At 68.6% G+C, this 22,345-nt stretch carries 19 protein-coding genes and 1 pseudogene; 17 read left to right on the top strand and 3 right to left on the bottom strand.

Annotation, left to right across the window (positions count from 1 at the left end):
• Positions 1–14: 14 nt before the first annotated feature.
• The 4 genes from WI697_RS25005 to WI697_RS24990 all read left to right on the top strand — a co-directional run bounded on the left by WI697_RS25005 (position 15) and on the right by WI697_RS24990 (position 3,720).
• Positions 15–806, top strand: coding sequence for a sulfite exporter TauE/SafE family protein (locus WI697_RS25005; RefSeq protein ID WP_345960349.1), 792 nt, complete (start codon positions 15–17; stop codon positions 804–806).
• A gap of 107 nt (positions 807–913) precedes the next feature.
• Positions 914–2,137 carry a Tm-1-like ATP-binding domain-containing protein gene (locus tag WI697_RS25000; protein WP_345960348.1) on the top strand — a complete coding sequence of 408 codons (1,224 nt, stop codon included), beginning with the start codon at positions 914–916 and terminating at the stop codon, positions 2,135–2,137.
• Positions 2,138–2,139: 2 nt separating this feature from the next.
• Positions 2,140–2,970, top strand: a complete 831-nt coding sequence (locus tag WI697_RS24995) for a phosphoenolpyruvate hydrolase family protein (protein ID WP_062767846.1) — start codon at positions 2,140–2,142, stop codon at positions 2,968–2,970.
• Positions 2,971–2,982: 12 nt separating this feature from the next.
• Positions 2,983–3,720 (top strand): DUF4336 domain-containing protein, encoded by a 738-nt coding sequence (locus tag WI697_RS24990; protein WP_345960347.1) that lies wholly within the window; start codon positions 2,983–2,985, stop codon positions 3,718–3,720.
• Between the two features lie 11 nt (positions 3,721–3,731).
• Here the strand turns inward: WI697_RS24990 and WI697_RS24985 are convergent, their stop codons facing one another.
• Positions 3,732–4,427, bottom strand: coding sequence for a TetR/AcrR family transcriptional regulator (locus WI697_RS24985; protein WP_385997503.1), 696 nt, complete (start codon positions 4,425–4,427; stop codon positions 3,732–3,734).
• Positions 4,428–4,559: 132 nt separating this feature from the next.
• Between WI697_RS24985 and WI697_RS24980 the strand changes: the two genes are divergently transcribed.
• Positions 4,560–5,792: a glycosyltransferase gene (locus WI697_RS24980; protein WP_345960346.1), complete on the top strand. Its 1,233-nt coding sequence runs from the start codon at positions 4,560–4,562 to the stop codon at positions 5,790–5,792.
• Positions 5,793–5,805: 13 nt separating this feature from the next.
• Here the strand turns inward: WI697_RS24980 and WI697_RS24975 are convergent, their stop codons facing one another.
• Positions 5,806–6,540 (bottom strand): DUF4396 domain-containing protein, encoded by a 735-nt coding sequence (locus WI697_RS24975; protein WP_345960345.1) that lies wholly within the window; start codon positions 6,538–6,540, stop codon positions 5,806–5,808.
• 486 nt (positions 6,541–7,026) lie between these two features.
• Between WI697_RS24975 and WI697_RS27505 the strand changes: the two are divergent.
• Positions 7,027–9,128: pseudogene (locus tag WI697_RS27505) on the top strand (membrane-bound PQQ-dependent dehydrogenase, glucose/quinate/shikimate family).
• On the opposite strand, the gene WI697_RS24960 reads toward WI697_RS27505, so the two are convergent.
• On the bottom strand, positions 9,095–10,399 hold the full coding sequence (locus tag WI697_RS24960) for a cation:proton antiporter (RefSeq protein WP_345960343.1): 1,305 nt from the start codon (positions 10,397–10,399) through the stop codon (positions 9,095–9,097). The pseudogene WI697_RS27505 and the gene WI697_RS24960 sit on opposite strands and share 34 nt — an antisense overlap.
• 175 nt (positions 10,400–10,574) lie before the next feature.
• On the opposite strand from WI697_RS24960, the gene WI697_RS24955 reads away from it, so the two are divergent.
• From WI697_RS24955 to WI697_RS24905, 11 genes are read left to right on the top strand one after another with little or no spacing between them, the layout of a single operon-like run.
• Complete coding sequence (locus WI697_RS24955) at positions 10,575–11,243, top strand: cytochrome c3 family protein (protein ID WP_062767832.1); 669 nt, start codon at positions 10,575–10,577, stop codon at positions 11,241–11,243.
• Positions 11,227–14,313 (top strand): TAT-variant-translocated molybdopterin oxidoreductase, encoded by a 3,087-nt coding sequence (locus WI697_RS24950; protein ID WP_345960342.1) that lies wholly within the window; start codon positions 11,227–11,229, stop codon positions 14,311–14,313. The genes WI697_RS24955 and WI697_RS24950 overlap by 17 nt, the downstream gene beginning before the upstream one ends.
• Complete coding sequence (gene nrfD / locus WI697_RS24945; RefSeq protein WP_345960341.1) at positions 14,310–15,659, top strand: NrfD/PsrC family molybdoenzyme membrane anchor subunit; 1,350 nt, start codon at positions 14,310–14,312, stop codon at positions 15,657–15,659. The genes WI697_RS24950 and nrfD overlap by 4 nt, the downstream gene beginning before the upstream one ends.
• A complete protein-coding gene (locus tag WI697_RS24940) occupies positions 15,652–16,212 on the top strand; it encodes a DUF3341 domain-containing protein (RefSeq protein ID WP_345960340.1) in 561 nt (186 codons plus the stop codon). Before nrfD ends, WI697_RS24940 begins: the two co-directional genes overlap by 8 nt.
• Positions 16,209–16,742: a c-type cytochrome gene (locus tag WI697_RS24935; protein ID WP_345960339.1), complete on the top strand. Its 534-nt coding sequence runs from the start codon at positions 16,209–16,211 to the stop codon at positions 16,740–16,742. The genes WI697_RS24940 and WI697_RS24935 overlap by 4 nt, the downstream gene beginning before the upstream one ends.
• Positions 16,739–17,902: a hypothetical protein gene (locus WI697_RS24930; protein WP_345960338.1), complete on the top strand. Its 1,164-nt coding sequence runs from the start codon at positions 16,739–16,741 to the stop codon at positions 17,900–17,902. Before WI697_RS24935 ends, WI697_RS24930 begins: the two co-directional genes overlap by 4 nt.
• Positions 17,899–18,348: a hypothetical protein gene (locus WI697_RS24925; RefSeq protein WP_345960337.1), complete on the top strand. Its 450-nt coding sequence runs from the start codon at positions 17,899–17,901 to the stop codon at positions 18,346–18,348. Before WI697_RS24930 ends, WI697_RS24925 begins: the two co-directional genes overlap by 4 nt.
• A complete protein-coding gene (locus tag WI697_RS24920) occupies positions 18,345–19,148 on the top strand; it encodes an SCO family protein (RefSeq protein WP_062767820.1) in 804 nt (267 codons plus the stop codon). The genes WI697_RS24925 and WI697_RS24920 overlap by 4 nt, the downstream gene beginning before the upstream one ends.
• Positions 19,145–20,095 carry a cytochrome c oxidase subunit II gene (gene coxB / locus WI697_RS24915; RefSeq protein ID WP_062767818.1) on the top strand — a complete coding sequence of 317 codons (951 nt, stop codon included), beginning with the start codon at positions 19,145–19,147 and terminating at the stop codon, positions 20,093–20,095. The genes WI697_RS24920 and coxB overlap by 4 nt, the downstream gene beginning before the upstream one ends.
• Positions 20,092–21,717, top strand: coding sequence for a cytochrome c oxidase subunit I (locus WI697_RS24910; protein WP_062767816.1), 1,626 nt, complete (start codon positions 20,092–20,094; stop codon positions 21,715–21,717). Before coxB ends, WI697_RS24910 begins: the two co-directional genes overlap by 4 nt.
• Positions 21,710–22,345, top strand: coding sequence for a cytochrome c oxidase subunit 3 (locus tag WI697_RS24905; RefSeq protein WP_062767814.1), 636 nt, complete (start codon positions 21,710–21,712; stop codon positions 22,343–22,345). The genes WI697_RS24910 and WI697_RS24905 overlap by 8 nt, the downstream gene beginning before the upstream one ends.

The raw sequence follows: 22,345 nt of genomic DNA, 5'->3' as shown, positions 1-22,345 counted from the left end.
GGATGCCCCGTGCCATGCATCTTCCGATCGATCTCAATCTTCTGCTTCTGGCCTTCGGCGGGCTCGCCGGGCTCACCACCGTTCTGTTCGGCTTCGGCGGCGGTTTCGTCGCCGTACCCCTGCTCTATGCGATGTTCACGGCCGCCGGTACCGCGCCTGCGCAGGCCATGCATATGGCGGTCGCGACCTCCACGGCGGTGATGATAGTCGGCGCCGGTTTTGCCAGCCTGCGCCATGCCCGTGCCGGCAGCCTGGACATGGGGCAGCTGCGGCCGCTGATCCTGCCGGTCAGCCTGGGGGCCGTGATCGGCGCCCGGGCGGCGATCTCGTTCGGGGGCGAAGGCCTCAGGGCGGCCTTCATCGCCTATCTGGGCCTCACCATTCTCGACTGTCTGTTCCGGCCCGGTTTCATGACCCGTGCGGCGAGGCCGGCCCGGCCGATGCGGCGGCGGGCCGCGGCCCTGATCGGGCTGGGCATCGGCGCGATCGCGGCCTTTCTGGGCGTCGGCGGCAGCGTGATGACCGTGCCGCTGCTGCGTCGGCGCGGCGCCGACATGACCGCCGCCACTGCGATGGCAAGCCCGCTTTCCCTGCCGATGGCGGTGGCGGGGACGATCGGCTATGTGGGGCTGGCCGAGGGATCGACGGGATATGTCGATGCCGGCGCCTTCCTGGCCCTCGCCATCGGATCGACGATCGGCGTCAGGCTGAGCGCGCCGCTGATCGGCCGCCTGCCTGATCGTCTGCATGCCAGGGCATATCTTGTGCTGCTTACCCTGGTGCTGGTGGTGATGGTTCTGCTGTGACCGAGGGCTCGCTTTTTCCGCGGGCAATGGTGTGGAATTTCTCTTGGGGTGAAGGGTTCCGATGCAATAGGGTTCGGTCAAAAGCCGAACCGGGAGGGAACGACCCCATGAGCGATACGACCGATGCCCCCTTCGTCGTCGTCACCGGCACCTGCGATACCAAGAGCGACGAGCTGGTCTATCTGCGGGATCTGATCCGCGCGGCCGGCGTGGCCGTGAAACTGGTCGATGTGGCCCCCCGCGGCAGCTCCGGGGCCGCCGACGTCACCACGCGGGACGTGCTGGCCGCGCTGCCTGGGGCGGCGGAAGAACTGGCTGCAACGGCGGATCGCGGTCAGGCGGTGGCCATTGTGGCGCGGGCCTTCGCGGCCTGGGTGGATGCGCAGGCGCCCCGCATCCTGGGCATGATCGGGGCGGGCGGTTCGGGCAATACCGCACTGATCACCCCGGGGATGGGTCGGCTTCCGGTCGGCACCCCTAAGATCATGATCTCGACCGTCGCCTCGGGCGATGTGGCGCCCTATGTGGGGCCCAACGACATCGCCATGCTCTATTCGGTGGTCGATCTGGCCGGGCTGAATTCAATCTCGCGCAAGGTTCTGGGCAATGCCGCCAACATGATGGCCGGCGCCGTCACCCGGCCGCTGCCCGACGCCGTGGTACCGGAGAAGCCCGCGCTCGGCCTGACCATGTTCGGCGTCACCACCCCCTGCATCGAACAGGTGGTGGCGCGGCTGGAGGCCGATTACGAATGCTTCGTTTTCCACGCCACCGGCACCGGCGGGCGGACGATGGAGAAACTGGCCGATAGCGGCCGCCTTGCCGGCATGATCGACGTGACCACCACCGAAGTCGCCGATCTGCTGATGGGCGGGGTGATGAGCGCGGGCGAGGACCGGCTGGGTGCGGCGATCCGCACGCGGCTGCCCTATGTCGGTTCGTGCGGCGCGCTCGACATGGTGAATTTCGGCGGGCTGGAGACCGTGCCCGCGCGCTATCGCGACCGGCAGCTTCATGTCCACAATGCCCAGGTCACGCTGATGCGGACCACGCCCGAGGAGAACGACCGGATGGGCCGCTGGATCGGCGAGCGGCTGAACCGCATGGAGGGCGAGGTCCGCTTCCTGCTGCCGCTGGGCGGCGTGTCGGTGATCGATGTGCCCGGCGCGCCCTTCCACGACCCCGAGGCCGATGCCGCCCTGTTCGCCGCACTGCGCGAGACGGTCCGCCAGACCGATCGCCGGCGGCTGATCGACCTGCCCCAAGCCGTCAACGACCCCGCTTTTGCCGAGGCGGTGGTGGCGGCCTTCCTCGACATTGCCGGGAGATGATGATGACCCGTTTCGATCGTGGCCAGCTGATGGACCGTTTCCGCCGGATGGTGGCCGACCGGATCCCGATCATCGGCGGCGGGGCCGGGACCGGCCTGTCGGCCAAATGCGAGGAAGCCGGCGGGATCGACCTGATCGTGATCTACAATTCCGGCCGCTATCGCATGGCCGGGCGCGGCTCGCTGTCGGGCCTGCTCGCCTATGGCAATGCCAACGAGATCGTGATGGAAATGGCGCGCGAGGTGCTGCCGGTGGTGAAGCACACCCCGGTCCTGGCCGGCGTCAACGGCACCGACCCGTTCTGCATCTTCGATCACTATCTGGACCAGCTGAAGGCGCTGGGTTTCGCGGGCGTGCAGAACTTCCCGACCGTGGGGCTGATCGACGGCGTGTTCCGCCAGAACCTGGAAGAGACCGGCATGGGCTATGCCCATGAGGTGGAGATGATCCGGCTTGCGGCCGCGAAAGACATGCTGACCACGCCCTATGTCTTCGGCGAGGCGGATGCGGTCGCCATGGCAGAAGCCGGTGCCGACATCATCGTCTGCCATCTGGGGCTGACCACCGGCGGCAGCATCGGGGCCGACACCGCCGTGAAGCTGGAAGACTGCCCGGCGATGGTCGACCGCTGGGCGGCGGCTGCGCAATCGGTCAATCCCGATGTCATCGTGCTGGTCCATGGCGGGCCGGTGTCGATGCCCGAGGATGCCGGTTATGTGCTGAAGACCGCCCGCCACTGCCACGGCTTCTATGGGGCGAGTTCCATGGAGCGCCTGCCGACCGAGGTGGCGTTGACCGAGCAGACCCGGGCGTTCAAGTCGATCTCGTTCTGAGCGGGGTGCAGGATGCGGGCGACCTATGATCCGCTGTTCACGCTGAAGCCCGTGGCGGAGGATGTGTGGATCGTCGACGGGCCGGTGATCCGCTATGGCATGCCCTGGCCGAAAATCCCGTTTCCGACGCGGACCACCATCATCCGCCTGCCGGACGGGCGGTTGTTCGTGCACTCGCCCACCGAGCTGACGCCGGAGCTTCGGGCCGCGATCGACCGGATCGGCCGGCCGGCCTGGATCATCGGCCCCAACCGCATCCATTACTGGTGGATCCCCGACTGGGCGGCCGCCTGGCCCGAGGCCGCGGTGTATCTTGCGCCCCGCATCCCCGAACAGGCGGGCGACCGGATCCGCGGCCCCTTTCGACCGCTGGACGGGCCGGGGCCCTGGCCCTGGGACGGGGTGCTGGACACCATGCCGGTTGCCGGCGATTTCATGACCGAGATCGTGTTCTTTCACCGTCCCAGCCGGACGCTGATCCTGACCGACCTGATCGAGAATTTCGAGCGCGAGCGGCTGGGCTCGCCGCTGCTGTGCATCGCCTGCCGGCTGGGCGGGGTGCTGGCGCCGCATGGCTCCATGCCCAGGGATATGCGGCTGACTTTTCGTCACAACCGCGCCGGGCTTAAATCGGCGGTCGAGACCATGATCGGTCAGGCTCCCGAGCGGGTGATCCTGGCCCATGGCCGCTGGTTCGAAACCGACGGGACGGCGCGGCTCAGACAGTCCTTTTCATGGCTGCTGTCCTGACGCCGCGGCTTTCAGCCGCCCCTTGGAAGGGGGCGGGCCCCCTCCATGAACAGCCGCACCACGACCGCGAATTCATCGCGGAGGGACAGGCCGGGCTCGGTGAGCCAGCGCATGATGGCGCCGAAATAGAGATGGTGCAGCCCATTGGCCAGATGGTCGGCGGAGAGGGTGCCGGTCAGCTCTCCGGCGGCCTGGCCCGCCTCGACCAGTTCGCGCCAGACATGGGTGATGTCGCTCTCGGTGCAGGGGGGGCGTGCAGCGCCGTCCTGAGCAAAAATGGTGAAGCGGTGTCGGATATAGGCCGCCATATAGCCCGGATGGGCCTCGCACCAGGCCGCCGAACTGTCGAGCACCCAGGAGAGGCGCGCGGTCACGCCGTCGCGTCCGGAAAAGCCGGCGCGCAGCATCGCCCGTTCGCGCGCGAATTCCTGGTCCATCCAATGCGCCAGCACCGCTTCCTTGGTGGGGAAATGGTTGTAGAGCGTGCGCTTGGCGACATCGGCTTCGGCGGCGATCTGCTCCATCGTGACGGCATCATAGCCCGCCGCGGCGAACAGGCGCTGTGCGGTCAGGGCCAGATGGTCCAGCATCTGCCGGCGCTTGCGCTCCCGCCGGCCCATTGTCTCGTCCGGGGCCATCGTCTCGTCCGGGCCCGGCGTCTCGTCCGAGGCCGCCGTCCGGTCTGAAAGCGTCGAGACGGCTGTCATCTCCGGGTCCGGGTCATCTCCGGCTCCTGCTCGGTTCCGATCTTTACAAAAGTATACGACGTGCATTTATATACGGCGACGAAGCCCGGGCGTCACCCGGATTCGCCACGCACCCCGCGAAGGCATCCCCCGATGAAGTTCACCATCGTCACCTACGGCACCGAGGGCGACACCCGCCCGCTGGCCGTGCTGGCGCGTGGGCTGATGGATGCCGGTCATCGGGTGCGGCTGCTTGCCGATGCGTCCACCCTGAGCAGCGCCTATGCGCTGGGCGTGCCGGCGACCGGGCTTTCGGGCGACATCCGTCAGGATCTGCAGCCTGGAGAGGTGCTGTCGGACCTGGTCGGCGATCCCGACGGTGTGGACGGCACGGCGCGCGCCGCGGCAAAAGTGGTGAACCCGCTGGTCGAAGGCTGGATGCGGCAGGTTCTGGCGGCTGCGGCCGGCAGCGACGCCATCCTGCCCTCGGCCCTTGCCGCCTTTGTCGGGCTGTCGGTGGCGGAATGCCTGAAAGTGCCGGCCATCGGCCTCGGGACCATTCCGCTGTCGCCGACATCGGCCTTTCCGTCGCCCTTCATCAGGCCCGGGCGGGTGTTCCGGCCGTTCAACCGCCTGAGCCACAGGCTGGTCAACGAGCGGTTCTGGCGGGGCTTCGCCGAGAGCACCAATGCCGCCCGCCGCAGGGTCTGCGGTCTGCCGCCCCGGCTCCACGCCTGGCGGGATCATCCGATGCTCTACGGCATTTCGCCGGGCCTGGTGCCCCGGCCGGGGGACTGGCCGGTCACGGCGCGGGTCTGCGGGCAATGGGTCCGGCCGGCAGCGGCCTGGACGCCGCCGCCGGCGCTCGAGGAATTTCTGTCGGCGGGGCCGCCGCCGGTCTATATCGGCTTCGGCAGCATGGCGGGCATCGATCCGCGGCTGCTGACCCGCGAGCTGTCGCGGCTCGCCCGTCGCCACCGCATCGTCTTCAGCCCGGGCTGGAGCCGCGTCGACCCCCGCGATCTGCCTGACGCCGTGTTCGTGATCGGCGAGGCGCCCCACGACCGGCTGTTTCCGCGGATGTCGGTGGTGATCCATCACGGCGGGGCCGGGACCAGCCATTCGGCGGTGCGGGCCGGCGTGCCCTCGGTGGTGGTGCCGTTTGCGGTCGACAATGCCTTCTGGGCCGATCGTCTGCGCCGGGCCGGCGTGGCGCCACCACCGGTGGATATCGCCCGGCTGGATGCCGACCGCCTGGACGCCGCCATCGCCGCCGCCGGCCGGCCCGAGATGCGCGCGCGCGCCGGGGCGCTGGCCGCAGCCATGACGGCCGAGGACGGCGTCGCCGATGCGGTCGCCGCGATCGAGGCCCTGGTCGCCGCCTGATCGACCCGGCGGCCTACATCCGTTCCTTGATGCCCCGCGACAGCAGCCACCAATTGACCGGATAGGCGGTGGCGAAACCCGCCAGCATGGCGATCTGCATCATGAACCAGAATTCCGGTGTCGCAACCTCAAGTTTCGTGTCCAGCCACTGCCGGAAGATCAGGAACTGGGCCAGGGCCATGAAGCCGTACATGCCGACCTGCCAGGCGGTGAGCGAGGCGGCATCGGCCTTCACCGCCTGGAGCAGCCCCTGAACCACGCCCAGCTGCCGCATCGGCTTGATGGTGAAATACTGGAAGGCCACGCCCAGAACGAAGGCGAACAGGAAGTCGAGGATCCAGACCGCGAACATCTTCTCGGCGAAAAGGCTCTGCCAGCCGAACCAGGTGGCGACCACAGGTGCCGCCACCGCCAGCCATTCGGCGGCGAGATCGCCCAGGGCGCAGCCGCTGCCGCAATGGGCCGCCCCCTTGCCGACCATGGCCGGAAACGGGGTCTCGCGGCGATGGGGCGGGTCTTCATTCCGCTTCATCGCGGCCATGGCGCGGTCACGCGTGGCCAGCCGGCCATAACGGCGATAGGCCCAGAGCGACAGGAAACTGCCGAACAGCGCCGTCACCGGCCAGACGACATTCATGATCCACATGTGCTGGGGGTGGCGCCACTCGTCGACGGCAATGGCGATCGCGACCAGCAGGCCTGTGGCGATCGACAGGATGGCGAGGATATGGAGCCAGGTGGGGATCATCGGACGCTTCCCGTGATGCGGACCAGGTACAGGGGCAACGGAAGGCGGGCCGATGGGTTCCGACACGTCCCGGCCGGAACAGTCGCCGGACGCCCCCGTTGCAGGAATTGAACCTGCCGCAGAAAGAGGGGATCTCCGATGAGACTGCAATCGCTCAGACCGTCCTGGACCGGCGTGACCGGGGTGCTCGTCATCCTGCTGGGCCTTGTGTTCATCGGGCTTGGCGGCTGGCTGATCCTGCTCGGCGGGGTGTGGTACTACGCCATCGCCGGCATCGGCCTGGTGGCGACCGGGGCATTGGTGGCGGCGCGGCGGCGCGAGGCGCTGTGGATCTATGGGCTGACCTTCGCCACCACCCTGGTCTGGGCGCTGACCGAGGTCGGCCTCGACGGCTGGCAACTGGTGCCGCGGCTGATTGCGCCGGCCGTGCTCGGCATCTGGCTGAGCCTGCCATGGATCGCCGGGCGGCTGGACGGCGGCCGGGACATGGGCGGCCGAGACAAGGACGGGGCGCCCCGACCGATCGGGCGCTGGGCATCGGCGGCAGGCTATGCGCTGGTCGTGGTGCTGGTGGTGGCGGCCGGCTATCGCGTGACCGCGACCCGCTATGTGCAGGCCGGCGAGGCCGAGACGGTGGCCCCGGTGCCGGAGCCGGCACCCGCCGTTGCCGCGGGCGACTGGCGATATTACGGCCGCACGGCCGAGGGCCGGCGCTTTTCCCCGCTCGACCAGATCACACCCGAAAACGTCGCCGGGCTGGAACCCGCCTGGCAGTTCCGGAGCGGCGACCTGCCCAAGGCCTTCGAGACCCGCAATGGGCGTGAGTTCAATTTCGAGGCGACACCGATCAAGGTCGGCGACGGGCTCTATTTCTGCACGCCACACCGCCAGGTGATCGCGCTCGACCCCGAGACGGGCCAGGAGCGCTGGCGCTTCGACCCCGAGGCGGATACCTCTGCCAATGAATATCTGGCCTGCCGGGGTGTCGCCTATTACGAAGCACCCGCGGGCACGCCCTGTCGACGGCGCATCGTCACCACCACCGCCGACGCCCGGATGGTGGCGCTGGATGCCGAAACCGGCCGGCCCTGCGCAGGGTTCGGCGAGGGCGGGTTCGTCAGCCTGACCGACCGGCTGGGCGAGGTGCCGCCCGGCTTTCACTTCATCACCTCGCAGCCGATGGTGCTGAGGGACCGGATCGTGCTGGGCGGTTGGGTCTATGACAATCAGGCCCAGGGGGAGCCGTCGGGCGTGATCCGCGCCTATGACGCCACCACCGGCGCGCCGGCCTGGGCCTGGGATCTGGGCCGGCCCGACCCGACCGCGCCGCTTGAACCGAGCGAGAGCTTCACCCGCGGCACGCCCAATGGCTGGGGCAGCTATACCGCCGATGCCCGCCTGGGACTGGTTTATGTGCCGCTGGGCAATGCGACGCCGGATTATTGGGGGGCGAACGCCGGCCGTTCGACGAGACCTATTCAAGCGCGCTGGTCGCACTCGACATCGAGACCGGAAAGGAGCGCTGGCATTTCCAGACCGTCCATCACGACGTCTGGGACTTCGACCTGCCGATCGGGCCGTCGCTGGTCGATCTGCCCACCGCGAACGGCACGGTGCCGGCACTGATCCAGTCGACCAAAATGGGCGAGTTCTTCGTGCTCGACCGGCGCACCGGCGAGCCGCTGACGGGGGTGGAGGAGATGCCGGTGCCCGGCGACGGGTTGCCCGGCGACACGCTGTCGGCCACCCAGCCGGTCTCTTCCGGCATGCCGTCGCTGGCGCCGCCGGATCTGAAGGCGATCGACATGTGGGGGGCGACACCGATCGATCAGTTGCTCTGCCGGATCGATTTCCGCCGGCTGCGCTATGACGGGCGGTTCACCCCGCCGACCCTGGGTGGCGACATTTCCTATCCCGCCTTCGACGGCGTGGTGGACTGGCAGGGGGCGACGATCGACCCCACCCGTCAGGTACTGATCGCCAATGCCAGCTACATCCCCTTCACCGTGCGTCCGATGCCGCAGGATCAGGCCATCGCCGAGGGGCTGATGGAACCCTGGGCCGGATGGGACAGCGGCCAGCCCTATCCGAAGCCGGCGGCATTCGCGGTCGGGCCGCAATACGGCACGCCCTATGCGGCGGTGGTGAAACCCTGGCTCGGCCTGTTCCAGGCGCCCTGTCATGCGCCGCCCTGGGGCAAGCTGGTGGCGATCGACCTTCGCAGCCGTCAGATCCTGTGGCAGCGGCCGCTGGGGACCACGCGCGATACCGGGCCCTTCGGCACGCATGTCAACCTGCCGCTGCCGACCGGCGTGTTCAATATCGGCGGCAATACGGCAACCGCCAGCGGGCTGATCTTCATCGGGGCCACCACCGATCAGTATCTGCGCGCCTTCGACGAGCGGACCGGCGAAAAACTGTGGGAGGCGCGGCTGCCGGCCGGCGGTCAGGCGACCCCGATGACCTATATGGGCGATGATGGCCGCCAGTATGTGGTGATCGCGGCCGGTGGCCATGGCGGGCTGCGAACCCGGCTCGGCGACTATCTGATGGCCTATGCCTTGCCGGATGCCGGGGGGGCGGGCTGATCCGGCCCCGGGGCCGTCGCGTCGTCCGGCAAGGCGGTGCGGCGGACCACCCGGTCCAGGCTGAGCCCCTGGACGACGATGGTGAACAGCACCACCGCATAGGCCGCGACCAGGATCACCGGCCGGTCGGGCGAGGCGGGGAGCGAGAGGGCGAGGGCGACCGAAATCCCGCCCCGCACCCCGCCCCAGGTCAGCACCGGGACGGTACCGCGGGCGAAGCTTTTCCAATGCGCCAGCACCGCGACCGGCAGGCCGACCGAGGCGAAGCGGGCCAGCAGGGCCAGCGGGATCGCCACCAGCCCGATCCAGGCGAGGTCCGGATCGAAGCCCAGCACCAGAACTTCCAGCCCGATCAGCAGGAACAGCACCGCGTTGAGCGTGTCGTCGACCAGCGTCCAGAAACCGAAGACATAGCGGCGGGTCTGGGCACTCATCGCGTCGGCGGCGCCGTGATTGCCGATCAGCACGCCGGCCACCACCACCGAAATCGGGCCGCTCATCTGCAGCATGTCGGCAAGGGCGTAGGTACCGGTGACGAGCGCCAGCGAGATCATCACCTCAATCGAATAGTCGTCGATGGCCCTGAGCGCCCGAAAGGCCAGGAAACCGGTGGCGAGACCGAGTGCTGCCCCGCCACCCGCTTCCACCACCAGCAGCCGGAGGATGTGGGAGACGCCGAACCCCTCCGACGGGCCGGTCGCGGCTTCGAGTGTGATGGTGAACAGCACCACGGCGATGCCGTCGTTGAACAGGGCCTCGCCGGTCATGTCGGTCTCGAGCGTTTCGGGCACGTCGACGGCTTTGAGGGTGGAGAGCACCGCCACCGGGTCGGTCGGGGCGATCAGCGCACCGAAGACCAGGGCCCAGGCGAAGGCGATATCGATGCCGAGCGCCGCCGCCCCGGCCCACAACCCGCCCGCGATGATCAGCGTCGAGATGCCGACGCCGACCGTCGCCAGCACCCCGACCACCGGCGCCCGCCGGCGCAGCCGGCCGAGGTCGACATGCAGCGCACCTGCAAACAGCAGGAAGGCCAGCATGCCGTGCATCACCGCTTCATAGAAATCGATCTGACGGAGCCCCTGCGTCAGCGCGCCGTAGAGATGGGTTTCCGGGAAGAGCAGCTCGATCGCGATCAGCAGCAGCGAGGCGCCCAGCCCCATCACCAGCAGGCCGATATTCGCGGGCAGGCGGAAAATGCGGTGGTTCAGCCAGGCGAAGACGGCGGTGACGGTCAACAGGCTGGCGAGAAGCTGGAAGAGCGAGAGCACGTCGGCGGCTCCGATGGTTTGGTTGGGGCAGACGCATCGGCAACCGGCCGTCCGCTTTCCTGTTCCGGGACAGATTGATGCGGAACCGATCGGCAGCTCGGGGCTTTCGAGACTGCAACCACTTGTTCGGCAGCAGGGGGCAAGGCTGCCGCCGGACGAAGAGGGCAGGGGCGCAATGCCGCAGATTTTCACCAAATCGGCCGATACACGGCTCAGGGCCGCGCTGCTTCTGGTCGCCCTTGCCGCCGTCGGCGCCGTTCTGTTCATCGGGGGATACATGGAGTCGAGCTATGCGACGCTGATCGGCTGGGTCCGGGACCAGCCGGTACCGTTCAGCCACGAACATCATGTCGGCGGGCTGGGGATCGACTGTCGCTATTGCCACACGGCCGTGGAGACCAGCGAACATGCCGATCTGCCGCCGACCCATGTCTGCATGACCTGCCATTCCCAACTCTGGACCGGTGCGCCGGTGCTGGCGCCGGTGCGCGACAGCCTGGCCACGGGCCGGCCGATCGCCTGGCAGCGCGTCGCACGGCTGCCCGATTACGTCTATTTCAACCACGCGATCCATATCGACCGGGGAGTGCCCTGCGTCACCTGCCATGGCCGGGTCGACCGGATGCCGCTGACCGCACGGGCCGAGCCCTTCCAGATGCGCTGGTGCCTGGACTGTCATCGCGATCCCGCCCCGCGGTTGAGACCGCCCGATCAGGTGACCCGGATGGACTGGTCCGAATGGGACGCCCACCCCGAACGCCATGCCCTGTATGGCGAGATGATGATCAAGGTCTATGGCATCGAGCCTGCGAAGCTCGACGATTGCGATGTCTGCCACCGGTGACACCCCGAAGACGGATGCGACGGATGCGGCGGCCCGGCTGAGGGGGCAGCTGCACGGCAAGACCGGCCGTGTGTTCTGGCGCAGCCTGGACGAGTTGACCGCAGCCCCCGGTTTCCGCGAGGCGGTGGCGACCGAGTTTCCCGGTTTCGCCAGGCTGATGCCCGAGGTGGACCGCCGATCGGTTCTGAAGGCCATGGCCGCCTCGCTGGCCCTTGCCGGCTTCACCGGCTGCGAGGGCGAGAGCGACGAGGCGGCGCTGCCCTATGTGAATGCGCCCGAATTCATGGTGCCGGGTGAGCCGCGCTGGTACGCGACGGCGGTGACGCTGTGCGGTTATGCCCAGCCGGTGCTGGGCAAGACCCATGTCGGCCGGCCGGTGAAGCTGGAGGGCAATCCCGACCATCCGGCGACCCGGGGCGGCACCGATCCGTTTCTGCAGGCCGCCCTGCTCGACCTCTATGACCCCGACCGGTCGGCCGCGCCGTTGCGGGACGGGCGGCCGGTGACCTGGGCAGAGGTCGACCGCGCGCTGGCGCGCCTCGCTTCACTGCTGGATGGGACCGGCGGGGAGGGCTTCCGCCTGCTGACCGGGACCGTCACGTCCCCGACACTGGCCCGGCAGATCGGGGCGATGCACGCGCGCTGGCCGGGCGCGCGCTGGCATGTGTTCGAGCCGCTGGCCGAGGATGGCCCGCGCCGGGCGGCGGCGCTTGCCTTCGGCCGGCCGCTCGACCGCCAGCCGGCGCTGGAGGCGGCAGAGGTGGTCGTGGCGCTGGATGACGACCTGCTGGGGCCCGGGCCGCATCAGATCGTGACGGCGCGGCGCTGGGCGGAGCGGCGGCGGGACTTTCAGGCGGGGGCAGGCGACAGCCGGCTGATGGTGGCAGAGCCCGTGCCCTCGCTGACCGGCACCCGGGCCGATGCCCGGCTGGTGACGCCGGCGCGGCGGATCGGCAGTCTGGCGGTGACCATCGCCGCAGAACTGGGTGTGGGCGAGGTGCCGGCGACCGGGCCCGCGCTGACGGCCCGGGAAAGGGACTGGGCGATGCGTGCGGCCCGGGCGCTTGCCGCCGCGGGCCCGCGCGGGCTGTTCACGGTGGGGCCCCGCCATCCCGCGGAGGTGCAGGCCCTGGCCTTTCTGGTCAATGCCCGGACCGGCGCCCTGGGGCAGACGCTGCGCTTCACCGAACCGGTCGCGGCCCTGCCGCCCGCCGGGTCCACCTCCTTCGACCAGCCCACCTCCTTCGACCAACTGGTCGACGACATGGCGGCCGGGCGGGTGACGACATTGGCGGTACTGGGCGCCAATCCGGCCTATGCCGCCCCGGCCGGCAGCGGCTTCGGCGAGGCGGCGGCGCAGGTGGGCACCATCATCCATGCCGGGCTGCATGTCGACGAGACCGCCGCCATCGCCGGCTGGCATCTGCCGCTGGCCCACGAGCTGGAAAGCTGGAGCGATGCCCGGGCGGTGGATGGCACCGTCAGCATCATCCAGCCGCTGGTGCGGCCCTTCCACGATGTACGTGGCCGGCACCGGGTGCTCGCCGGGTTGACCGGCATCCTGCCCGGCGGTGCCGAGCCGCCGGAGCGCGCCTGGGTGATGGAGACCTGGCGGCAGCGCTGGGGCGCGGCCTTCGAAGACCGCTGGCGGGCAGCCTTGCTCGCCGGTCTGGTCGAGGGCACGGCAGCACCGGAGGTGAGGCCCGATGCCGTGATCGACCCGCCGGCCGTGGCGGATGAACCGGTGGTCGACGGGTTGAGCGTGGTCTTCGGCCCCGACCCCACCATCTGGGACGGCCGCTTCGCCGACAATGCCTGGCTGCAGGAGACGCCGAAGCCCGCGAACAAGGTGACCTGGACCAATGTGATCGGGATCAGCCCGGCACTTGCCGCGGCACGCGGGCTGAAGGGCGGCGATATGGTGACGCTGTCCGCCACGGGCCGCAGCCTGCAGGGCCCTGTCTGGATCACGCCCGGGCAGGAGGCCGATACGGTGTCGGTCACCTTCGGCTATGGCCGGCGCAAGGCCGGCCGGGTGGGGCAGGGGATCGGCTATGACGCCTTTGCCATCCGCCCGCATGGCGAAAGCTGGCATGTGGAAGAGGCCCGGCTTCAGGCGACGGGCGCCAGCCGACGGATCGCGACCACCCAGGCCCATCAGGCGATGGACGGGTTCGATTTCGTCCGCACCGTGCCGCCCGATGCGCAGGACATTTCCCACCACCGCGCAACACCGGGACCGAAGGCGGCCGAAGCGGAACGGGCCCGGGCGCCGACCTTCTACCCTGTGCGGGAGAGCGGCGACGGCCCGTCCTGGGCGATGGCGATCGATCTGGATCTGTGCATCGGCTGCAATGCCTGCGTGGTCGCCTGTGTCGCCGAAAACAATGTCGCCATGGTGGGCGAGGATCTCGTCGCCGAAGGCCGGGAGATGCATTGGCTGCGGGTCGACCACTACCACGAGGGCGACCCCGCGGAACCACGCGCCTATTTCCAGCCCGTCCCCTGCATGCATTGCGAACAGGCGCCCTGCGAGATGGGCTGCCCGGTCAATGCCACGGTGCACAGTTCCGAGGGGCTGAACGTCCAGATCTACAACCGCTGCATCGGCACCCGCACCTGCTCGTCCTTCTGTCCCTACAAGGTCAGGCGGTTCAACTGGTTCGACTATACCGGTGACGATCCGGAAGAGCTGAGGGCGATGCGCAATCCCGACGTCACGGTGCGCGACCGTGGCGTGATGGAGAAGTGCACCTATTGCGTCCAGCGGATCAGCGATGCCCGGATCAAGGCCAAGATCGACGGCCGGCCGATCGGCGATGGCGAGGTGGTGACCGCCTGCCAGCAGGCCTGCCCCACCCGGGCGATCACCTTCGGCAACATCGCCGACCCCGATGCCGAGGTGACCCGGCAGAAGACCGGACCCCGCAACTACGCCCTGCTGGAAGAAGCCAATACCTGGCCCCGCACCACCTATCTGGCCCGGATCGAGGAGCCTGATGAGACGGGACCGGGTGAGACGGGGCCGGGTGAGAGCAGGGAGGGCAGCGAGGGGGAGGGTGCAGGATGAGCGACGCGACCGGCGGCGCCCGCAGCCCCTATGCGGCGGTGACGGCAGAGGTCACCGGCATCCCGCTGCACTATCCGGCGCCGCGGGCCTGGTGGATCTGTTTCGGCGTGGCGCTGCTGCTCTTCGCCACCTTCCTGGTGGCGGCGGGGGTGCTGTTTCTGTACGGCGTGGGGGTCTGGGGCAACAACATCCCGGTCAACTGGGGCCTCGCCATCGCCAATTACGTCTGGTTCCTGGGCATCGGCCATGCCGGCACCCTGATCTCGGCCCTGCTGCTGCTGCTCAACGCCCATTGGCGCAATTCGCTGAACCGCTTTGCCGAGGCGATGACCCTGTTCGCGGTGATCTGCGCCGGGCTTTACCCGATCCTGCATCTGGGCCGGCCCTGGCGGTTCTACTGGGTCTTTCCCTATCCCAACACCATGGAGGTCTGGCCGCAGTTCAAAAGCCCGCTGGCCTGGGATTTCTTCGCGGTGCTGACCTATCTGACGGTTTCGGTCGCCTTCTGGTATATCGGCATCGTGCCCGATCTGGCCGCCACCCGCGACCGGGCGCGCAAGCGTCGCCAGCAGGTGTTCTACGGCCTGCTGGCGCTGGGCTGGCGGGGCTCCGCCCGGCATTGGACACGCTGGCGGCAGGCCTATCGGCTGACCGCCGCCATCGCCGTGCCGCTGGTGGTGTCGGTCCATTCCGAAATCTCGCTGCTCTTTGCCGCAGGGCCGATCCCCGGCTGGGCCTCCACGGTCTTCCCGCCCTATTTCGTGCTGGGCGCGGCCTTTTCGGGCTTTGCCGTGGTCTCGATGATCGCCGTGGTGCTGCGCCATGCGCTCGGGCTCGGCAATCTGGTCCGGCCGCGGCATCTGGACCTGCTGGGCAAACTGCTGCTCGCAACCGGCATGATGACCGCCTATGGCTACTGTGCCGAAGTGTTCGACGTGCTCTATTCCGGCCGCGAACACGAAATCCGCACCCTGACCGATCGGCTGACCGGCGCCTATGCCTGGAGCTATTGGGGCGCCGTGATCGGCAATTTCGTGCCGCTGCAGCTGCTCTGGTTCCGCCGCCTGCGCAGCAGCCCGACCGCGCTGTTCCTGATCGGCCTGTCGGTCGCGATCGGCATGTGGTTCGAGCGCTACATGCTGCTGGTCAGCTCGCTCTATCGCGATTGGCTGGTCTCGTCCTGGGGCGAATACCACGCGAGTTTCTGGGAATGGGCCCTGTTCGCCGGCATGCTCGGCGTCTTTCTGGTGCCCTTCCTGCTGTTCGTCCGCGCCCTGCCGGTGATTTCGGCCTTCGAGGTGAACGAGGCCGCGCTGGAAGAAAAGGAGGCGCGCCGGAATGCGTGAACCCGCCCCCGCCGGCAATGTCTTCGGCATGATCGCGCAGTTCGACGATCCCGACCGGCTGAAGGACGGCATCCGCCGCCTGCGCGACCAGGGCTATCGGCGGATGGAGGCCCATACCCCGTTCCCGATCGAGGGGCTGGCCGAGATGCTGGACTTCCGGGACAACCGCATCGCCTGGGCCACCTTTGCCGGCGGCGTGCTGGGGGCCGCCACGGGCTATGGCATGCAGGTCTATACCAATCTCGACTATGTGATCGATATCGGCGGCCGGCCGCTGATCTCGAACCCGGCCTTCATGCTGATCACCTTCGAGCTGATGGTGCTGTTTGCGGTGCTGGCGGGGATCGGCGCCATGCTGCTGCTCAACCGCCTGCCGCGGCTGCATCATCCGCTGTTCGACGTGCCCGCCTTCCACATGGCCAGCACCGACCGGTTCTTTCTGGTGGTCTATGCCGATGACGACCGCTTCGACCCGGCAGCCACCCGGGCTGCGCTGGAGGCGCTGACGCCGATCGGCATCGAGGATGTGCTGCAGGGGGAGGCGCCGGAATGAAACGCCTGGTCCTGCTGGCGGCCGCGCTTGCCCTTCTGCCCTCGTGCGACGAGATGAGCTACCAGCCGCGCTATGATTCCTACGAGCCGAGCGGGTTGTTCGCCGACGGCAAATCCCGCCAGGCGCCGCCGGCCGGCACCATGGCGCGGGGCGACGAGGTGCCGCTTGCGGCCCTGAACACCCGGCCGGAGATGAGCATGGAGCTGCTCGTCCGTGGCCGGGAGCGGTACGAAATCTACTGCACACCCTGCCACGACCAGGCCGGCTATGGCCGGGGCATCGTGCCGGCGCGCGGCTTCCCGGAGCCGCCGAGCTTTCATATCGCACGGCTGCGAGGGGCGCCCGACAGCCATGTGGTCGACGTCATCACCCGCGGCCATGGGGTGATGTTTTCCTATGCCGACCGGGTCGCCCCGGCCGATCGCTGGGCGATCGCGGCCTATATCCGGGCGCTGCAACTCAGCCAGGATGCGCCGGCCGGACTGCTGGACGACCAGGATCTGGCCCGTCTGGCGGAGGGGGCGCCATGACACCCACCCCCAACACGACCCCCGCCCCCAACACGACCCCCGCCCCCAACACGACCCCCGCCTCCAACACGACCCCCGCCCCCAACACGACCCGCGCGGCCAGAGGCCGGATCCGCGGCTCCTGGATACTGGCCCTGGCCCTGATCCTCGTCTCCCTCGGCTGGATGATCGCAGAGCCGGCGGTGCTGGCCGGCTGGCTCGCCGCCTTGGCCTTCTGGTCGGGGCTGCCGCTGGGCGCGCTGGTGCTGGTCATGATGATCCGGATCATCCCCGGCAGCTGGCGCCAGGAATTGAGCGGGCCGGGAGAGGCGATGCTGCTGCTGTTGCCGCTGATGGTGCTTGCCGCCCTGCCGCTGCTGATCATGCCCGGTGCGGTCGATCCCTGGGTGTCGGGGCCCGAGCGGACCGGTTTCCGCACCCTCTATCTCACCCCCTGGTTCTTCGCCCTGCGGACGGTGATCTTTCTGGCGGTGGTGACCGGCTTTGCGGCCCTGCTGCTGCTTGCCCGGCGCCGGCCGGTCGCCATACCGGCCGGCGGGCTGATCCTCGTCACCCTGCTGCACACCATGTTCGCGGTCGACTGGCTGATGTCGCTGGAGCCGGGATTTCATTCCTCGGGTTTCGGGCTCTATGTGCTGTCGATCCAGGCCGCCTCGGCACTGGCGGTGGCGATTCTCATCAGGTTGCGCAGGGGCGGCGGCGCGGCGCAGCCGGGTATTCTGGGCGGGCTGCTGCTCTCGGCCCTGCTGCTCTGGATCTATTTCGCCTTCATGCAGTACTTCATCAGCTGGTCCGATGATCTGCCCGACAGCGTGCTCTGGTATCAGCATCGCGCGGACGGGATCTGGACGGTGGTGATCTGGATGGTCGCGGCGTTGAGCTTCGTGCCCGCCCTTCTGCTTCTGTTTCCGCCGGTCCGCCACCATCGGCGCTGGCTGACCGGGCTTGCGATCGCGGTGCTGGCCGGCCGGATGCTGGAGATGGCCTGGCTGGTGCTGCCGGTCACGGCGGGACGGGCGGGGGCGCCCTCGGGCGCGATCTTCGTGGTGGCGGGGCTCAGCTTTGCGGGCATCGGGCTGCTGGCGGGGCTGGTTCTGCCGGCGCTGCTTGCGCGCGCCGCCCGGCTGAGGGCGCGCCGCGACGCGGAGGACCGGCCATGACCGCCACCCCGCAGAACCATCAGGACCGGACGGGCCGCGACGACAGGGGCGTCGGGCCGGGTTTCGAACCGCGGGACGTGCCCGCACGCGGTGTGGTGCGTGCCGTGATCGGGCTCTTCGCCGGGATTGCACTCTCGGCGGCGCTGGTGGCCGGACTGGTGCTGCTGCTGACCCCCAGGCTGGGGCCGGAACAGACGCAGGCGATCGGCGATACCCGGCCGGGCCCCGCGGGACCGCGCCTTCAGGTCGATCCGCGCCGCGAACGTGCGGCGGTGGAAGCCGCGGCCGCGGCAAAGCTTCAGGGCTATCGCTGGATCGACGGCCCCGGCCGGCGGGCGCATATCCCGATCGACCGGGCGATGCAGATTCTGGCGACCCGCGGCTGGCCCGCCCATCCCGCTCACCCCGCGCCAGACCGGGGGCAGGGGGAAAGGACGACGCCATGATCCGCCTTGCCGCCATTCTGCTGACCCTGATCCTCGCCGCCCTGCCGGCCGGCGCCCAGGCCCCCTTCGACCCCTTCGACCGGGCGGGTATCGATCCGAAGCCCGGGGCGCGTGTGCCGCTGGATCTGGCCTTCCGCGACCAGACCGGCGCGCGCGTCACCCTGGGCGAGCTGGGCGGGGGCCGGCCGATCCTGCTGGCGCCGGTGCTGCACGACTGTCCGAACATCTGCGGCGTGACCATGGCCGGCCTGGCCCGTGCCATTCAGGCGCAGGACTACACGGCCGGCCGGGACTTCGCGGTGGTCGCCTTCGGCATCGACCCGCATGAGGGGCCGGAGACCGCCCGGGCCAGCCTGGACGAGCTGACGCAGGGCTTCCCGGATCTCGGCCATGGCGCCATGGCGGCCCTGACCGGCCAGGCCGCGCAGATCCGCGCCGTGACCGATGCGCTGGGCTTCCGCTATGCCTGGGACGAGAGTATCGGGCAATACGCCCATGTCGCCGCCGTGGCGGTGCTGACGGCCGATGGCCGCCTGGCCCGCTGGCTTTATGGTGTGGCGCCGGAGCCGACCGATCTGTCGCTGGCCCTGACCGAGGCCGGGGAGGGGCGGCTCGGCGACTGGGGCGATCAGCTGCTGCTGCTCTGCTATCACTACGATCCGAAGACCGGCCGCTATGGCTCGCTGGTGTCGTGGGCGCTCAGGATCGGCGGCAGCGCCACGGTTCTGGCGGGGGCGGGGCTGATCGGCCTTGCGGTGCTGCGCGAACGGCGCCGACGGAGCGGAGGGCCGCGCTCATGACCGCCTCGCTTGCCCCCTGGATCACCGAGGCCTCGGCCCATGCGGCCGAAATCGACCGGCTGGCCCTGGCCTTCAGCCTGTTGATCGCGGCCCTGTCGGTGCCGGTCTTCCTGTTGCTGGTGGTGTTCGCCATCCGCTATCGCCGCGGCCGCAAGGTCGACCGCCGCCATGCCCCCGACCGGAATGTCTGGCTGGAGACCTCGTGGGCGCTGATCCCCTTCCTTCTGATCCTGATCTTCTACGTCTGGTCGACCAGCAGCTATATCGACCTCTACGAGCCGCCCGACGACGCGCTGGAAATCAACCTGGTGGCCAAGCAGTGGATGTGGAAGGTCCAGCATCCGGGCGGTCAGCGAGAGATCGACGAGCTGCACGTGCCGGCGGGGACGCCGGTGCGGCTGAATATGGCCTCGCAGGACGTGATCCACAGCCTTTATGTGCCGGCGCTGCGCCTGAAGCGCGATGTGGTGCCGGGGCGCTATACCAGCCTGTGGTTCACCGCCGACCGCCCGGGAACCTATCGGCTGACCTGCGCCGAATTCTGCGGCACCGATCATTCCACCATGGGCGGCCGGCTGGTGGTGATGCGCCCGGCCGATTATGCCCGCTGGCTGGCGCAGTCGGATCTGGACCCCTCCCTTGCCGAACAGGGGGCGCAGCTGTTCCGCACGCTGGGCTGCAGCGGCTGCCACGGGCCGGGTTCGACGGTTCATGCGCCGCCGCTCGACGGGCTCTATGGCAGCCCCGTACCGCTGGATGACGGCCGGGTGATCACCGCCGACGACCGCTATATCCGCGACTCGATCCTGCTGCCGCAATCCGAGATCGCCGCCGGCTATCCGCGGATCATGCCGACCTTCCGCAACCTGCTGGACGAAGAGCAGGTGATGAAGCTGGTGGCCTATATCAAGTCGCTGCGGCGCCAGGGCTGGAAGGACGGACCATGACCGCGACCACCGCGACCGAACGGGCAAGCTATCTGGGGGCGGGGCACACGCTGCGCTCGTGGCTGTTCACCACCGATCACAAGCGGATCGCGATCCTCTACATGATCTCGGTCACCCTGTTCTTTTTCGTGGGCGGGGCGGCCGCGGCTCTGGTGCGGGCGGATCTGCTGACGCCCGAGGGCGATCTTCTGAGCAATGAGGGCTATAACCGGGCCTTCACGTTGCACGGCGTGATCATGGTCTGGTTCTTCCTGATCCCGTCCATTCCCAACACCTTCGGCAATTTCCTGCTGCCGCTGATGATCGGGGCGCGCGACCTGGCTTTCCCGCGGCTGAACCTGATCAGCTGGTACATCTACATGCTGGGCGGGCTGTTCACGCTGGTGGTGCTGATCACCGGCGGGGTCGATACCGGCTGGACCTTCTACACGCCGCTGTCGTCGATGTTCGCCAACGGCAATGTCGTGCTGGTGGCGGTGGCGGTGTTCATCGTCGGCTTTTCCTCGATTCTGACCGGGCTCAATTTCATCGTCACCGTCCATAAGCTGCGGGCGCCGGGCATGACCTGGGGGCGGCTCAGGCTGTTCGTCTGGTCGCATTATGCGACCTCGATCATTCTGGTGCTGGCGACGCCGGTGCTGTCGATCGCCCTGGTGCTGATCGCAGCCGAACGGCTGTTCGGGTTGGGCGTGTTCGATCCGGCGCTGGGGGGCGACCCGCTGCTGTTCCAGCACCTGTTCTGGTTCTACAGCCACCCGGCGGTCTACATCATGGTTCTGCCGGCCATGGGGGTGGTGAGCGAGCTGGTCGCCGCCACCGCGCGCAAGCCGGTCTTCGGCTACTGGTTCGTCGCCGGATCGTCCATGGCGATCGCGATCATCGGCTTTCTGGTCTGGGGCCATCATATGTTCGTGGCCGGCCAGTCGATGTATGCAAGCGCGGTGTTTTCCTTCCTCAGCATCGTGGTCGCGGTGCCGTCGGCGATCAAGGTCTACAACTGGACGGCGACGCTCTACAAAGGCCATATCGCGCTCGACCCGCCCTTCTTCTTTGCGGCCGGCTTCATCGGCCTGTTCGTTCTGGGCGGGTTGACCGGGCTGATCCTGGCCATGCTGGCGATCGACGTGCATCTCCACGACACTTATTTCGTGGTGGCGCATTTCCACTACATCATGGTCGGCGGCACGGTCTCGGCCTATTTCGGTGCGCTGCATTTCTGGTGGCCCAAGATCACCGGCCGGATCTATCCCCGGCTCTGGGGCACGCTGTCGGCCGTGTTCATCTTCCTGGGCTTCAACCTCACCTTCTTCCCGCAATTCATCCTGGGCTATCTGGGCATGCCGCGGCGCTACCACAGCTATGACCCGGCCTTTCAGGTGCTGCACATCATGTCGACCACCGGCGCCTCGATCCTGGCGGTCGCCTATGTCATGCCCTTCGCTTATCTGTTCTGGTCGCTGCGCCATGGCCGGCCGGCGGGCCCGAACCCCTGGGGCGTCACCGGGCTGGAATGGACGGTGGCCTCGCCGCCGCCCAAGCACAATTTCTACCCGCCGCCCGTGGTCTCGGAAGGCCCCTATGACGGCTATGAGGTGGAGATGAAGGGGCCGAAACATGGCTGAAAACGTCCGGTTGCACGACCCCTATGCCCGGCCCGCCCAGCAGCGTACCGCCGATCTGATGGGCATGTTCGTCTTCCTGGGCACCGAGATCATGCTGTTCGGCGGGCTGTTTGCGGCGATCTATGTGGTCCGCGGCCTGCACCCGCACGAGGTGGTCGCGGCCTCGAGGCGCCTGCATCTGTTCATCGGGGCCGCCAATACCGCCATTCTGCTGACCTCCAGCCTGGCGGTCGCCGTGGCGGTGCGGGCGGCACGGGCCGGGCGGGTGCGGCTCGGCTGGATGCTGCTTCTGGGCGCGGCTTTGACCGGGCTTCTGTTCCTGGGCGTCAAGGGTATGGAATGGGGGATGGAGGCAGAGGAAGGGCTGCTGCCGTTCAGGGGGATGTCGGACGGCCTGTCGGGCCCGGTCGACCGGCTGTTCATGAACCTCTACATGATCGCGACCGGGCTGCATGCGATCCATGTCAGCATCGGCGTGGTGCTGCTTGCGGGCCTTGCCCTCAGGATCGGCCTCGGCCGCCTGCAGCTGCCGGAACGGGCGGTGGTGGTGGAGGTCGCGGGCCTCTACTGGCATCTGGTCGACGTGATCTGGGTCTTCCTCTATCCCGCGCTCTATCTGATACGGTGA

The sequence above is a fragment of the Tistrella mobilis genome, from assembly GCF_039634785.1.
Taxonomy (GTDB): domain Bacteria; phylum Pseudomonadota; class Alphaproteobacteria; order Tistrellales; family Tistrellaceae; genus Tistrella; species Tistrella mobilis.
This window is presented reverse-complemented; position numbering and strand designations above follow the sequence as displayed.